Here is a 15,304-nt window from a genome sequence, read left to right as displayed (position 1 = left end):
GACGATCAGTACTGGAGATATACAAACGGTACGATGTCTGATCCTCTCACCTGTATGATAATCAGGATCACAATTGCCAGCACCACCGTCTGAATGATCAGCGGCATACGTGTATACAATCCTTTGAGCCCGCGGGTCCAGTTCTCCGGAGCGAAATGCATCAGAAAAGCGCCCGCCATCACAAGCACTATCGCCAGATAGCCGCTGACAAACGCCGGAGCCACCGACAGATGGAAATCGCCGAAAATCTGTCCCAGCATCTGCTCTACCGACTCCATTGAACGGGCGCGGAAAAACATGAACGCGAAAGCGATCAGATTAAATGTGATGAACACATTGAACACCCTTCGCCACCAAGTGGGCCGACATGGCGGCAACGCTCTCTTGATCTCCTTGTGGACGATCAGAAACGAGCCATGAAGACCACCCCATATCATATACATCCACGACGCGCCATGCCACAGACCTCCAAGCACCATAGTGGTCATGAGATTGGCATTTTTTCTGAATCGTGAACACCTGTTGCCTCCAAGAGGTATGTAAAGATAGTCGCGAAGCCACGAAGAAAGCGAAATATGCCATCTGCGCCAGAATTCCGAAGGATTCTGCGATTTGAACGGCGAACGGAAGTTGTCGAGAAAATTATATCCGAGAAGCAACGCTATACCTATGGCCATGTCGCTATAGCCTGAGAAATCGCAATATAGCTGGATTGAAAAACCATACACGGCAAGCATATTTTCAAAGCCGCTGAACAATGCCGGACTGTCAAACACACGGTCTACAAAATTCTGACTCAGATAATCTGCCACAACCACCTTCTTCACCAGACCGCAGATAATAAGAAACAATCCTTCGGCCATCATGGCGCGTGTGGCTCTTGGATTTGCATGCACCTGAGGCAGCATATCCTTGGCCCTCACCACCGGACCGGCCAAAAGCGGAGGGAAAAAGGTCAGATAAAACGTGTATGCCAGAAAATCGCGACACGGCTCAATCTGACGACGGTAGATGTCAACTATATAGCTTATCGACCGGAACGTGAAAAACGATATGCCCGCAGGAAGTATTATATCCAGCGCGTCGAATTCTTTGTCGGCAAATTCGGCCACAGTCTGTGCCAGCAGATTGAAATACTTGAAGTAGGCAAGCATACCGAGATTGATCAGCACATTGATCAACACAACCGCTTTTCTGAGCCATATTCTTTTAGCCGCACCGAGTCCTATGCCGAGCAGATAGTCCGACACACAGACGCCTAAAAGGATGAAACAGCATTCGGCCGATGACTTATAATAAAAATACAGAGAGAACAGTATGACAAATACCATCTTCAGGTATTTGAAGCGGCTTAACAGCGCATATACGCCTATAAAGGCTGCGAAGAGAAGCATGAACAGACCGGTATTGAACAGCAAGGGATTGGCTGCGTCATACTGCAGTACATCCGCCATCCGTTCAGGGTCGACATCAGGCAACTGCCAGTCTATATCAGGTATATTCGGGAAGTCGATCGACATATTTGTAAACTACTGTTTTGGTTCAAAAAGATTCATAAGAGCCTCATAAAGGAGCATTCCCTGCAGTCGGTAACCCGACGCGGTCAGATGCACGCGATCCTTTCCCATCAATCCGGCATCGAGCCATCTTGATGATGCACCCTCTCCTCCGGCCACATCATAAAGGTCATAGACTGCAATATTGTGTTTGCGTCCGAAATCCAGTATCTCGTTACGGTATGCCGCTACATTGGCATTGACCGAGTATGATGCCGCCCGGCGACGGCGTCCTTTGCGACGGACATAACTGCGCCGCTGGCATTCCATCGGTGTAACAAGTATTATAGGCACCTTAGGCGACCCTCGGCGTATATTGTTGGCCATTGACTGTAGCGACGACCGAAGCGCGGCTCTGTCAAGACGGCCGAAGGCCTCGTTGGTACCAAGTGCCACTATGACAAGATCCGGAGCCAGACATGATATGCCCGATGAAAAAGAGCCAATTGAATTATACGTCGAGAATGTCGCCCCATTGTTGCCTATCACACTGTAGGTCAAACCAGGACGCAACCCAGACAGATACGAGCCATAATAAACATAACCTCCTGTGGCCGAAAAACGTACAGTCGCGGCATTGACACTTCTTCCGAGTGTTATCCTGACGCAGTTTTTCTCTGAGACAGATTCGTATGGTATGGAATTGCCTTCTTGATCCGTCACGGATACAACGTCTATCTTGCCTTTTCCAAAGAGAGTGATCTCGGCAAACGGATCAAACGTGTCCTCATCGTCGCGGGTGACGAATGTGAGATTGCCGGTCGCTCCGCTAAGCCGCAACGCAAGGCCGTTAAAGCCCATGTCGGCGTCGCTTCCCGACTTAATGGCACGCGTGGCTGTCCATGACGATGTGCTCTCCACCTTGTAATCCGACGGAGGATTGGTCGAAGCAAGTTTCAACGGCGCCACCAGGCCGCGTCCGGCGTCGCCATAGACAAACTGCAGCATATCGCGTGTCACCTGAGTGGAAAACTCCGCCTGAACATGACTGTCGCCGATGTGAAGTATATCTATCCTGCTTCCGGGAGAAGCAAGTTTATTGTACAAAGTCGAGAAGTCCTCGCCATTGTCTTTTATCGCGTTTTTAGAGCGACGGATAAACGACGGCACATGACCCGAAAAAGGCAGCTCGATCAGCTCGCTCTCTATTACAGGATTCTGACGCATATCAGCTTGGTCGTCAATAAAATCCTCCAAGATGCTGTCATTATCGGCAGTCACGGCCACGCATTGTTCAGAGCGCATGACCGGTGCCGACGACATCATCAGCAGCGTGGTTGCTACAGTTATTGTTGTGTGTGTGTGTTTCATTGCAATTGCATCATCAAGGCATTGTAAAATTCCTCGGCCAGAACTTTGCCTCCTTTATGCGACATGTGTGTGTAATCCTTGCCAATCAATCCTTTCCGGCTCCATTCCACTACGGCGTCATTACCACCCTGGGCTTCTCTGATATCCCAGAAAAGACATCCGGCTTCACGGGCTGCATCACGCTGTGCCGACACCATATTGCCTACTGTCGACATCGAATGCAGCTCTCCGCCACGTTTCTGTCCGCGGTCGCCCACTCCCATCAGTATGATCGAAGCCGAGGGAAAGCACTCGCGCAGATGACGTATCACCTTGATCATTTCACGCGAGTACACCGAATAGTTCTTTTGCGATGCCGACATGGCATTCAGCCCGAATTCCAGTATGATCATGTCATATCCGAGCTTTTCGTCCATCTGTCGGCACAGATCATAATTCAGGCTGCTTAACGACAGACCGGAGAATCCTCTGGTCGACATGCATTCGACCGACACTCCCGACGACGACTCAAGCCATACCCCCAGAGCCTTGATCGATGATGTTGAGGTAGAGAGTGATATCGAACCAGTGATTTTGTTTATTACCATCGACTGCACGGATGACGACGGCGCGAATGTTGACGTATGGTTCTCTCCGTCGCTATCGGTCATGGTCACTGTCGCACCGTCAGGGGCGACAAACAGAAATCGACTGATCTCCCATTGATCCACATGTTTGATTTTTTTGTCGCCCTTGTATGTCGATAAGGCTCTCGCACCATCTTTGGGGGTGAAATAGTGCTGTGAAAGCCCTACGAATGCGTTCAATGTCCCCTTTTCGCCATGCTTGTGAGCGTTCCATCCTGATCCACCCTGATGCACCGAGCGTCGGAATCCCGGAAAATCTGTGTGCATGCTGACGTAGCCGACTCCGCTGCCTCCGAAGCGACTCTGTAGTTTCTCCCGGAGATCCTGCGTGAATATGTCGCCCTCAATGTAGCTGTCGCCTACTACGGCTATTCTGACCATACGGCCCGACATCAAAGCTGATCTCATAGCCGACAGGCCGCTTTTTGAAGGTGTGTAGTCCTCTATGGCCACAATGCCGTTCTCATCGCGCAATGCAGGCTGTGCATCCGGCAGGCTGACCACTGTATCCTGTGCATCCGGCTTCGTCATAGCGGCCGAATCGGTCGTATGCAGTGTCATGGCTGCAAAAGCGGAATCAACCCGGGCGGCAACAGTTTTGTTTGTCGCCGCATCACGGCTTTCGGCTATCGCCTTCCGAAGCAGCGGATCGATAGCCTCGTCTTGCAATACGTCGATAGTATCGGATTGCTCTTGTGATTCAATCACAGCAGATACATCAGCTAACAGATTATAATCATCGATCAATCCGTCGGTGAGTTTGCGCAGAGGCAGCACCGATACAAAAGCAACTATCGCCACAGCCGTTATGACTGCGAATGCTGTGCGCCACTGCGCGCTATCATTAGGTCTGCGACTCATCTTACTGTATGCGAATAAGCTTCATCATAACCGGTAAACGACAGGCCGTCCGATGACTCATCGGCATCCGTATCAGTCACAGACCGGTAAAGCATTCTGGCCTTGGCTGCCGCTTCGTTCCATTCGTCGAGCGGATCGGATGCTTCGGTAATGCCGCCACCGGCGTAGATATTATAGCGATAAGTGTCATTTTTGCATGGCGTGACCAGACAGCTACGCAGATCCACGTAGGCTGCAAAGCCGTCGTCATCGGCCAATCCAACCATGCCTCCATAGCATTTCCGGTCATGCATCTCATAGCTGAGAATGTTGCCGAATGCCTGATCGACAGGAAAACCGCACAGTGCTGGGGTAGGATTAAGATCATCGAGCAGACTGATGGGGTCTGTCTCACCCCTGCCGGAAATGACCTCACATAGATGCTCGATGTTGCCGAATGCTACCGCTGAATAAGGTTCTATATCCGTTTCAAGATTATGATTACGGAAATGAAAATCGATAAAATCGGTCACATAATCATGTTCCACACGGTTTTTTGTATCCCACATATCATCCGATGGCTTGCGTGTACCGGCAAGTGATATTGTTGAGAATACACCCGAACCATATTTGTGGCTGAGCAACAGTTCCGGGCTTGCCCCTATCCACAGGCCGGTGGCCGGAGTATAGAAAACAAATCGGTATGTGCCGCCTGGAGCAGTGTCGACATAGCGTCGGAATGCGTCGATCGGATCTATAGTCGAATCGACAGCTATAAGCCGCGATATTACGGTCTTCCCGTGGTTCTTCTTCAGTGTGGCTGTGAGTTCTCTGAGCGAGCTGCAGTATTTCATGAAATCTGTCGAACGATCCACTGCTACAGTTTCAGCTTCAGGCATATCGCCGCAAGTCTTTATAAAATCACTGTCGAGCAACTGACCGGCAGTCAGTTCAGCAGGTATGTAGACAGCTTCCGACGGTGAATCGCCGAAAAAAGACGCGAAAAAACCCGGTTTGAATCGCTTCCCGCCGTGCTCAAGCGCGGATTCTCCATCCGAGAGCGACGCGAACAGTATCGACTTCATAGCGCCTGGCGGTATGACTAAAGCAAAAGGAATCCGGCGGTCGACACAAACGGAGGCCGCCTTTATATGTTCTTCCGATATGATCATATCACCTTTGCCATGAGTTCGTGCGGTAGTGCTTCAGTGATCTTCACCATGGAAAATTCACCCTGACGCAGAGAAGGATGCTTCTCGACAAGAACTTCGGGGTCTACTTCAGGCGAATCCCATTCAGTGCGGCCTACAAAGTATTCGGCTTCCTCACGGTCAATCATCACACGAAGATCCTTCCCGACCTTTTCGTTCTGTATCTCCTGCGAGATACGCTCCTGCAATGACATCAGACGGTCGAGGCGCCGCTGCTTGACCTCCGGGTCCACGTTGTCGGTATAGTTTAGGGCTGAGTAAGTACCCTCTTCCTCGCAGTATGCGAAAGCACCCATACGCTCAAACCGCTGTTGTGCTACAAACTCCATCAGCTCTTCAAAATGCTCTTCAGTCTCTCCTGGGAAACCGGTCATGAGAGTGGTGCGCAGATGTATGCCCGGAACTCGCCTGCGTATCTCGTCAAGCAGCTCTATTGTCTGGCTGCGGGTTATGTGGCGACGCATAGCCTTGAGCATCGGGTCTGATATGTGCTGCAAGGCGATGTCAAGATAATTGCACACATTGGGCCGCTGTGCCATTACGTCAAGCACGTCCATAGGGAAATCCGCCGGATAAGCATAATGAAGTCTGATCCAGTCCACTCCCTTGATATCCGACAGCCGCGATATCAGCTCGGCCAGTCTGCTGTGGGAGCCTTCAAGATCTGTGCCATATGCCGACAGATCCTGAGCGATGACATTGAATTCCCTGACACCGCGTCCGACAAGCATCCTTACTTCCTGCTCTATCTCACCGACCTGACGTGAACGGTGACGCCCGGTGATCAGCGGTATGGCACAGAATGCACAGAAACGGTTGCATCCCTCGGATATTTTCAGATATGCATGATGCGGCGGAGTCGTGAGCATGCGGTCAAATACTGGTGTCTGCAATGCATTGCGGGCCGACAGATCGCTCACAATCGTATCCCAGTCTGTCTTGCCATACCAACGGTCAACCTCAGGGATTTCCGCGGCAAGTTCCTCTCTATAGCGTTGCGAAAGACACCCCATCACATAAAGGCATGACACGCGTCCGTCGGTACGCATCGCCGCAAAATCAAGTATCGTATTGACCGACTCTTCTTTCGCATCGCCGATAAATCCACAAGTATTGATTATAACTATATCTCCACGCAATGTCGACGACGGTTCGTGCACAGCCTCGAAACCAGCATCCTCCAGACGTTTCAACACGCGCTCCGAATCAACCAGATTTTTCGAACACCCGAGAGTGTAAAGACACACGCGCTGCGGTTTCATCATTTGGATCCGAATAAGGATTGAACGAATTCTTTCTTGTGAAACACCTGAAGATCGGCGATGCCCTCACCCAGCCCGATATATCTTACAGGGATCTGCATGCTCTCGGATATGCCGATGACCACTCCCCCTTTGGCCGTGCCGTCGAGCTTGGTCACTACCAAGCCGGTCACATCGGTGGCCTCGGCAAAGCGACGGGCTTGCTCGTATGCGTTCTGTCCCGTGCTACCGTCCAGAACAAGGAGCACTTCGTCGGGAGCTGTGTCGACAATCTTACGCATCACATTGCGTATCTTGGTCAGCTCGTCCATCAGAGCTTTCTTGTTGTGCAGACGTCCGGCCGTGTCGATGATCACCACATCTATGTCACCACGGGCTTTGGCACTTTGCAAAGTATCGTATGCCACCGAAGCGGGATCAGCCCCGATCTTTTGTTTCACGATAGGCACTTCAGCCCTCTTGGCCCACTCTTCAAGCTGCTCCACCGCGGCAGCACGGAACGTGTCAGCCGCGCCGAGCATCACATTGTATCCTGCCGCTTTGTATTGTGCAGCGAGCTTACCGATCGTTGTTGTCTTGCCGGCGCCGTTCACTCCCACCACCATGATTACATACGGCCTGGAGCCGGATGCCGGAAGGCGGAAGTCGTCCGACGAGGCGTTGTCAGGCTTATCGGCAAGCAGAGCCTCGATCTCCTCGCAAAGCAGCCGGTTGAGTTCGGATGTACCCACATATCCGTCACGCTTCACACGTGCCTGCAACCGTTCTATGATTCGTAGCGTCGTGTCTACTCCTACATCCGAAGTTACAAAGATCTCTTCAAGTTCGTCGAGAAAATCATCATCGATATTCTTCTTGCCGGCTATAGCCCTGGCTATTTTGGAGAAAACGCCCTGTTTGGTGCGTTCAAGCCCCTTGTCGAGCGTTTCCTTTTTGTTGTTCTTTGAAAATAGATCGAAAAATCCCATTTTGTGAGTTCCGTGATAATTATTAGCAAAATTACTAAAAAATTCGCCCTCCGACCACAAACATTCGATTTTTGTTTGAAATGATTAGCCTGCGACATCATATTCGTGCAATACAGGCCGACATCATGACATAAACAGATCCGGTCGGCCACCAGGTTTGTATTCCCTGAAGGCCGACCGGCGATTTGCTTTCTCTGAAGCTGCTGTCGCAGCTTCAAGGTCTCATCAGATCCAGCGTACGAACGCGAAATCCTGACGATGTGCGAGATTGGGGTTGATCGGATAAAGACGGAATCCATAGCGGAACACGCCTGTATCACGTACCTTCTCGTCGAGATGGTATGTCAGAACGTTTCCATCGGTCTTTGTCACCTTGAACTGCTTTGTCTCATAGAGGTGTTCCACACCGTCTTCTACGCGATACGACACGTATTCCAGACCAAGATCCTTGCCGATGCCATTTGTGTCGATCACAGCAGTGACGTCGAGCTTCTCTCCGGTGAGATTGGGGTTGGCCTCCTTGATATCGAGCGATACGACATTGATGCCGTTCCACTTCTCGACCACACTCTCCTTCCATGCCACAATCTCCTTGGCAAGCTTGAAGTCGTCAGCCTTGAGAGCTGTCGAACGCTTCTTCTCGGGATTGTAGAACCGATCGATATAATCGTTGATCATGCGGGTCATGGTGAAGTGGGGCGCGATATGTCCGATCGAACCCTTGATATACTGGATCCACTTGGGCGAGTAACCCTTTGAGTTTTTTTCGAAGTAGAGAGGCACGATCTCGTTCTCAAGCATCGAATAGATGGTCGCAGCGTCGAGCTTGTCCTGCTGGGCCTGATCGGTGAAAGTGCGGCGGTCCGTGAGAGCCCATCCGGCCTTTTCATCGAACTTGTAACCCTCATACCACCATCCGTCGAGCACAGAGAAGTTGAGCACGCCGTTCATCTCGGCTTTCTCGCCCGATGTGCCGGATGCCTCCAGCGGACGGGTCGGAGTGTTGAGCCAGATATCCACGCCGGTAACAAGGCGCTTGGCCACAATCATGTTGTAGTCCTCAAGGAATATGATCTTGCCGAGGAACTGCGGCATGCGCGAGATCTCCAGAATGCGCTTGATAAGACCCTGACCGGCTCCGTCGGCAGGATGCGCCTTGCCGGAGAATACAAACTGTACAGGGAAGCGCTCGTTGTTGACGATCTTGGCCAGACGGTCGAGATCAGTAAAGAGCAGATGAGCGCGCTTGTAAGTGGCGAAGCGACGCGCGAAACCGATGATGAGGGCATCCGGATTGATCTTGTCCACGATGCTCATCACAGCCGACGGATCACCCTGGTTGGCGAGCCATTTGGCTTTGAAATCGCGCTTTACGAAGTTGATGAATTTGTTCTTCATGCGCATGCGGAGATTCCAGATGTCTTCATCGCTGACATTGAAGATCCCCTCCCATGCCTTGGGATCGCTCTGGTTGGCAAATACTTGCTCTCCAAGACGCTCGGCATAGAACGACTTCCATTCCGAAGCTGCCCATGTAGGCATGTGCACACCGTTGGTGACGTATCCGACATGGCTCTCCTCCCACGAATAGCCTTTCCAGATACCTGCAAACATCTTCTTCGACACTTCGCCGTGAAGCCAGCTTACACCATTGGCCTCCTGGCAGGTGTTGAGAGCAAACACACTCATGGAGAAGCGTTCGTTGGTGTCGGGATTCTCACGACCCATGTTCATGAGATCCGCCCACGAAATACCAAGACGCGCAGGGAATTCACCCATATATTTGCCGAAGAGACCTTCGTCGAAATAGTCATGACCGGCGGGAACGGGAGTGTGGACTGTGTAGAGCGAAGTCGAGCGCACGATTTCCAGTGCGGTATTGAAGTTAAGTCCCTTTTCCTGAACATAGTCCACCAGGCGCTGCAGATTGAGAAGAGCCGCATGGCCTTCGTTGCAGTGGTAGAGATCGGAGTTGATGCCGAGCTTCTTCAGCATCAACATGCCGCCTATGCCAAGCAGATATTCCTGTTTTATACGGTTCTCCCAGTCGCCACCGTAAAGCTGGTGGGTGATCGAGCGGTCATATTCGCTGTTGAGGTCGAAATCCGTATCCATGAGGTAGAGCTTCATGCGGCCTACGTTCACACGCCAGATGTGCGAGTAGACGATGCGTCCGGGATATGGCACCTCAAGTATTACGGGCTTGCCATCCTCGTCGGTCACCTGCTCGATGGGGAGTTGGTTGAAGTTCTGAGGCTCGTAGTTTGCTATCTGCTGGCCATCGACCGACAGAGTCTGGGTGAAATATCCGTAACGGTAAAGGAAGCCGACGGCTGTCATGTCAACGCGACTGTCGGAAGCTTCCTTTATATAGTCGCCGGCAAGAACACCAAGACCGCCGGAATAGATCTTCAGACAGTTGCACAGACCATATTCCATCGAGAAATATGATACCGAGGGTATGTCTGACCGCATGGGAGTCGCCATGTAGTCGTTGAAACTTTTGTAGACGCTCTCTATGCGACCCATCATCTCGGAGTCTTTGAGCATCTCTTCAAGACGTTCGGATGAAAGACGCTGCAGGAGCATTACGGGGTTCTCACCTGTGGCTCTCCACATGTCGGGATTGATGTCGCGGAAAAGGTTCTTAGCATCGCTGTTCCAAACCCACCAAAGGTTTTTCGCAATGACTTCAAGAGGCTTGAGCTTTGCAGGGAGATCTGCGCTTACAGTAGCCTCATGCCAGACGGGGGCATTGGAGTTGCTTACCTGTATTTTCATTATGTTGATAAAATTGTGATTTATATTTCTGTTTTATTTACGGTTGGTGTTGCGGTTGGCAAGAGCCACTTCGAAGGCATCGATATAATATGCTACAAAATAGCTCCAGGCCGCGCGCGAGGAGGTGTGCATGGCCGCCGATGATATTTTAGCGGTCTCCTCTTCATCGCATTCGTTGAGATCTGCAAGGGTGCGCGCTATATTGTCGACTACCTCGGAATAGTTGTAGTCGCCACGGCCTATGACATTGACTCCACATGAATACAACTGATTGTCGGTAGTCGACAATATCCACTGTCCAAATCCGGAGAGTGAAGTCGTTACAGTCGGAACACCAAACGCGATACTCTCAAGCGGAGTGTACCCCCAGGGTTCATAATACGACGGGAACACGGTGGCGTCCATGCCGATGAGCAGGTCATAGTACTCGGTGTTGAATATGCCATCGGTGCCATTGAGATAACATGGTACGTATATCACATTGACGTGGCTGTCGGCCGAATTCGTAAAACCTATGGCATGGATGCGGTTGATAATCGGATCGCTGTCGGGATTGTTGAGCGTATGGGTCATCACCGGATCCGGCAGACGATGCCAACCTTTGTGATCCGACTCCAATGCTTTGACAAGATCCTCACGAGCCGCTTTAGACCATGCCGGCACCATGACAAACGCAAGAGTCTCGCGTCTGGGAGCGCGAAACCCGAGCGCGGCTATCGCGTCAAGGAACATATCTATACCCTTGTTGCGGTATTCGCATCGACCGGATGTGGCTACAATCATCGTATGTTCAGGCAGTGTGCGGCCCACAAGTGCCGACGCGGCCTCAAGCATCAGTTTGCGTGCCGACTGGCGCTCCTTCTTGAAGCGGCTACGCGGCGGCACAAAATTTTTCTCAAATCCGTTGGGCGTGACAACCTGCGGGCGCAGATCGAGAAGCTGCTCACACTCTATGGCCGTGATCTCGCTCACCGTTGTGAAGCAATCGGCCTGATGAGCAGCTGTTTTTTCCAACGAATGTTTGGCTTCCATATTGAGTTCCCGGGCCATCTGGTCGCCGTTATAGTTCTGAAGCTGTCCGTAGAGCGGCTTGCCGTTGCCACAGATGCTTCGGCCTATGCTTGTGGCATGAGTGGTGAATACGGTGGCCACCTGAGGGAGTTTCCACTTCACATATAGAAGCCCCATGCCGGTTGTCCACTCGTCGAAGTGGGCTATGACATTTTTATGCGATCGTGGCCCGACCTTGCAATAGGAGCATAACGACTCGATGACAATGCCCGCTGCGTGAGAAAACGCACACGCTTCTCCATAATCGCCATAAGCATGAAGCGAATCGACTCCAAACCGCTGCCACATCTCTCCGAAGAGGGTGTCATTGAGCGCATACATTGTGTCAAACTTGACAAGAATCACGATTGGTTTGCCCGGCACGTCCCAGCGTCCGGTGCGCACCTTGATGCCGTGAGGCAACGACACTGTCGAAGCCCACCCTTTCAGTACCGACGGATTTTCTATGAAATATGGCGAGGGATTCTGCTCCGACCACACATCCGGGCCGATGAATATCACCTTGTCTTTATATAGTTCATGGAGTGTGTCCGCTTTGGTAGAGAGCACGGTGTATATGCCTCCTATCTTGTTGCAGACTTCCCAACTGGTCTCTATAAGCAGGTCAAGTGCCACTGCTGGTTGTTCCATTATCTTTCTGAAATAGGATTAAATCGGGTGGCAAAATTACGAATTATTAGGCAATTTGCAAAATATAGACTGAAATTAGGTGTCGAATATTTTGTACATTCATCGCGAATTAGTATTTTTGCCAAATCAACGATATAGCGTTTCAGTTCATGACCCTGCCCGCCATGTCACATTCACGACAAGACTTAAACGAGATCTATGCCCACATGTGACCCCTCCCTGCGAGCAGTGATATATCAGAAGATCAACTGTATGAGACACCGTGCCATAATAGCCTTTCTTATCATGGCGGCCATTACGGCTCCGCTGTCAGCCGCTATGCCCGATGGCTTATCGGCCGACGGAAGGGAGTCCATGGCCGCACGCGTCAGTATGCCTGATATCATGGTCGGCGAAGGCATGCTGACACTGAACGCTGCAACCGGGAAGTCTGAAACGTTTCATATTTATGGCATCACAGGTCAGCTGATCAAGCGACTGGAGATTAAGGCCGGAGATTCGGCGCAGCTTGAGTTGCAACGCGGTGTGTACATTGTGAAGTGCTCGCATTGGGCGCGTAAAATCATGGTAAAATAACCGACACTATGTCTGGCCGCAGCACTATATTTTCAATCATCACAGTTAGCTATAACGCCGTAGGCGATATAGAACGCACCGTGCGTTCTGTCATGGAGCAGGACTTCCGCGACTTTGAGTATCTCATTATCGACGGAGCCTCAAAGGATGGCACTCCCAAAAAGGCCGCGGAGATAACCGGACGGTATGACGACATCAATGTGACCATCATCAGCGAACCCGACAGCGGCATATACGACGCCATGAACAAAGGACTCGACCTTGCCGCCGGAGAATATCTGATATTCCTCAATGCCGGCGACGCCTTTCATGACACCGACACACTCTCAGTGCTCAGCAGAGCCATCGAGAGCAACAACCTACCCGGTATCGTCTACGGACAGACCGACATCGTCGACAAAGACGGCAACAGGCTCGCCGGACGACATCTCACCGCCCCACCTCAATTGACACTGTCAAGTTTCTCCAAGGGCATGCTTGTCTGCCATCAGGCGTTTGTCGTGCTTGCCAGGATAGCTTCCCCGTTCAACACATCATATCGCTTTTCGGCTGATTACGACTGGTGTATCCGATGCCTGCAACACTCACGCCACAACGTGTATGTCGACCGCACATTGGTCGACTATCTTGCCGAGGGTACGACTACGGCTAATCGGCGCGCCTCGCTTATAGAACGATTCCGCATCATGACATGCTATTATGGGTTGCCGCTCGCCATATTGAGACATCTGCAGTTCATACCGCGCTTCATCCGACGGCGTAAACTTGAAAAACAAATATTCAATAATCCACATAATATAAAGCAATGAAATATTATCTCGCAAACAACGGACAGCAGGAAGGACCGTTCACTCCTGAAGAACTCGCTTCGAGAGGCATCACCCCGTCGTCGCTCGTATGGTGTGAAGGCATGACCGAATGGACTCAGGCCGGACAGGTGCCCGAACTCAGCGCATACCTTCTCGGAGGTGCCCAGGCTCCGTCGACACTTCCCAACGGAGGCTTCACCAACTGCCAGCAACAACCCCAGTCGCCATTCGGCGGACAGACTCCCTTCGCGCCTCAACAGCCCGAAACTGCGGTATGCCCGAAAACATGGCTCGTAGAGTCAATCCTCGTGACACTTTTCTGTTGTCTCCCGTTTGGCATTGTAGGCATTATCAAAGCCTCGCAAGTCGAAAGCCAGTTCCGCATAGGCAACTATGCCGGCGCACAGCAGTCATCGGCCGACGCCGGAAAATGGACCAAGCTTGGTTTTTTCATCGGACTCGGAATCAGCCTTTTGTATATCCTTCTTGTATTGGTAGGTGTTGTCGGCAGCAATCTTTAATACTACATTTTATGTAGAACGGCAGCACGCCGACAGATTTCTGTCATGGCTGCGTCTGACATACATTCCCGAGGCACTCGCCTCGGGAATGATTACTGACGCCATGCTTATGAGACTGAGCGAGCCTCCCGATCCATCAGCCGAGGCGTATGCGCTACATCTTCGTGCCGAAAACGCATCGGCAGCAAACGACTGGATCAACACCATCGGCCATTCACTCATAGGCCTGCTGGCTGAAGAAATAGGGCGGGAACGCCTGCTGCATTTCACAACCCCAATGGAACAGATCGAAATATGAATTCCGTCAAGACTCCCGGCGACAGCCCTGTCAGCCTTAAAGAGTGGGATCGGATTATAATCGGAGTGGATCCGGGTACGAATGTCATGGGCTACGGCATATTGGGTGTGAAGTCAAAGAAACCGGCCATGATAGCCCTTGGTATCATTGAGCTGAACAAATTCGAAAGCCACTACCTTCGGCTGCGACGTATTTACGACCGCATATTATCGCTTGTCGACCAATACCTGCCCGATGAAATGGCTATCGAAGCACCTTTTTTCGGGAAAAACGTGCAGTCTATGCTCAAACTCGGACGCGCCCAGGGAGTTGCCATGGCAGCAGCCCTGAGCCGCGATGTCCCCATCACTGAGTATGAACCACGCAAAATAAAGATGGCTATCACAGGCAACGGAGCAGCATCCAAAGAACAGGTCAGAGAAATGTTGCGACGCATCCTCGCCATACCCGAAGCCAATCTGCTGCCACAACTCGACTCCACCGACGCACTCGGAGCGGCATTATGCCACTTCTACGAATCGCAGCGTCCGGCAGCCACAGCCGGACCACGCACATGGAAAGAATTCCTTGCAAAACATCCCGACCGCGTAAAATAGCCCCGGCCAACTCCGCCTCCGGCTCACAAACTTTAATGCTTAAACTTTACGTATAAACGTAAAAACAGCCTTGGAAATCAGCTTGCATTTATCTGATTTTCAAGGCTTTTACTTGCGGAGCGAGGGGGATTCGAACCCCCGAGCCGCTTTTGGCGACTACACGCTTTCCAGGCGTGTAATCTTGCCAGCAGACATTCTAATAATCAGTTTGTTACAAAGTTGTATTTTTTGTTTGCTTGTGAATTGCT

Annotated in this window: 14 protein-coding genes; 5 read left to right on the top strand and 9 right to left on the bottom strand. The window is 51.3% G+C overall.

What is annotated here, in order from left to right; all coding sequences use genetic code 11:
* Window positions 1-5 precede the first annotated feature (5 nt).
* The 9 genes from NF347_RS05285 to NF347_RS05245 form a co-directional block, all read right to left on the bottom strand.
* Complete coding sequence (locus NF347_RS05285; RefSeq protein ID WP_107034705.1) at window positions 6-1,520, bottom strand: MBOAT family O-acyltransferase; 1,515 nt, start codon at window positions 1,518-1,520, stop codon at window positions 6-8.
* 9 nt (window positions 1,521-1,529) lie between these two features.
* A complete protein-coding gene (locus tag NF347_RS05280; RefSeq protein WP_107034704.1) occupies window positions 1,530-2,867 on the bottom strand; it encodes a GDSL-type esterase/lipase family protein in 1,338 nt (445 codons plus the stop codon).
* Window positions 2,864-4,354, bottom strand: a complete 1,491-nt coding sequence (locus tag NF347_RS05275; protein ID WP_107034703.1) for an SGNH/GDSL hydrolase family protein — start codon at window positions 4,352-4,354, stop codon at window positions 2,864-2,866. Before NF347_RS05275 ends, NF347_RS05280 begins: the two co-directional genes overlap by 4 nt.
* Window positions 4,351-5,418, bottom strand: a complete 1,068-nt coding sequence (locus tag NF347_RS05270) for a chorismate-binding protein (protein ID WP_161553785.1) — start codon at window positions 5,416-5,418, stop codon at window positions 4,351-4,353. The genes NF347_RS05275 and NF347_RS05270 overlap by 4 nt, the downstream gene beginning before the upstream one ends.
* An 83-nt stretch (window positions 5,419-5,501) precedes the next feature.
* A complete protein-coding gene (rimO, locus tag NF347_RS05265; RefSeq protein ID WP_107034701.1) occupies window positions 5,502-6,806 on the bottom strand; it encodes a 30S ribosomal protein S12 methylthiotransferase RimO in 1,305 nt (434 codons plus the stop codon).
* Entirely contained in the window at window positions 6,806-7,774 is a 969-nt protein-coding gene (gene ftsY, locus NF347_RS05260) for a signal recognition particle-docking protein FtsY (RefSeq protein WP_107034700.1), read from the bottom strand. The genes rimO and ftsY overlap by 1 nt, the downstream gene beginning before the upstream one ends.
* 225 nt (window positions 7,775-7,999) lie before the next feature.
* Entirely contained in the window at window positions 8,000-10,555 is a 2,556-nt protein-coding gene (glgP, locus tag NF347_RS05255; RefSeq protein ID WP_107034699.1) for an alpha-glucan family phosphorylase, read from the bottom strand.
* 33 nt (window positions 10,556-10,588) lie between these two features.
* Window positions 10,589-12,256, bottom strand: a complete 1,668-nt coding sequence (locus NF347_RS05250) for a glycosyltransferase (protein WP_306254330.1) — start codon at window positions 12,254-12,256, stop codon at window positions 10,589-10,591.
* Between the two features lie 236 nt (window positions 12,257-12,492).
* Complete coding sequence (locus NF347_RS05245) at window positions 12,493-12,642, bottom strand: hypothetical protein (protein WP_161553784.1); 150 nt, start codon at window positions 12,640-12,642, stop codon at window positions 12,493-12,495.
* Between NF347_RS05245 and NF347_RS05240 the strand changes: the two genes are divergently transcribed.
* The 5 genes from NF347_RS05240 to ruvC are packed head-to-tail and all read left to right on the top strand — an operon-like array spanning window position 12,629 to window position 15,056.
* Window positions 12,629-12,832, top strand: coding sequence for a T9SS type A sorting domain-containing protein (locus tag NF347_RS05240; RefSeq protein ID WP_133165446.1), 204 nt, complete (start codon window positions 12,629-12,631; stop codon window positions 12,830-12,832). The two genes, NF347_RS05245 and NF347_RS05240, sit on opposite strands and share 14 nt — an antisense overlap.
* An 8-nt stretch (window positions 12,833-12,840) precedes the next feature.
* On the top strand, window positions 12,841-13,641 hold the full coding sequence (locus tag NF347_RS05235) for a glycosyltransferase family 2 protein (RefSeq protein WP_107681438.1): 801 nt from the start codon (window positions 12,841-12,843) through the stop codon (window positions 13,639-13,641).
* Window positions 13,638-14,162: a CD225/dispanin family protein gene (locus NF347_RS05230; protein ID WP_161553783.1), complete on the top strand. Its 525-nt coding sequence runs from the start codon at window positions 13,638-13,640 to the stop codon at window positions 14,160-14,162. The genes NF347_RS05235 and NF347_RS05230 overlap by 4 nt, the downstream gene beginning before the upstream one ends.
* Window positions 14,143-14,460, top strand: a complete 318-nt coding sequence (locus NF347_RS05225) for a DUF4286 family protein (protein ID WP_161553782.1) — start codon at window positions 14,143-14,145, stop codon at window positions 14,458-14,460. Before NF347_RS05230 ends, NF347_RS05225 begins: the two co-directional genes overlap by 20 nt.
* Complete coding sequence (ruvC, locus tag NF347_RS05220; protein WP_107034694.1) at window positions 14,457-15,056, top strand: crossover junction endodeoxyribonuclease RuvC; 600 nt, start codon at window positions 14,457-14,459, stop codon at window positions 15,054-15,056. Before NF347_RS05225 ends, ruvC begins: the two co-directional genes overlap by 4 nt.
* The last annotated feature ends 248 nt before the right edge of the window (window positions 15,057-15,304 follow it).

It is taken from the genome of Paramuribaculum intestinale, assembly GCF_030759015.1.
GTDB lineage: Bacteria > Bacteroidota > Bacteroidia > Bacteroidales > Muribaculaceae > Paramuribaculum > Paramuribaculum intestinale.
Note: the sequence above shows the minus strand (reverse complement) of the source record. Positions and strands in the feature narration are given on the sequence as shown.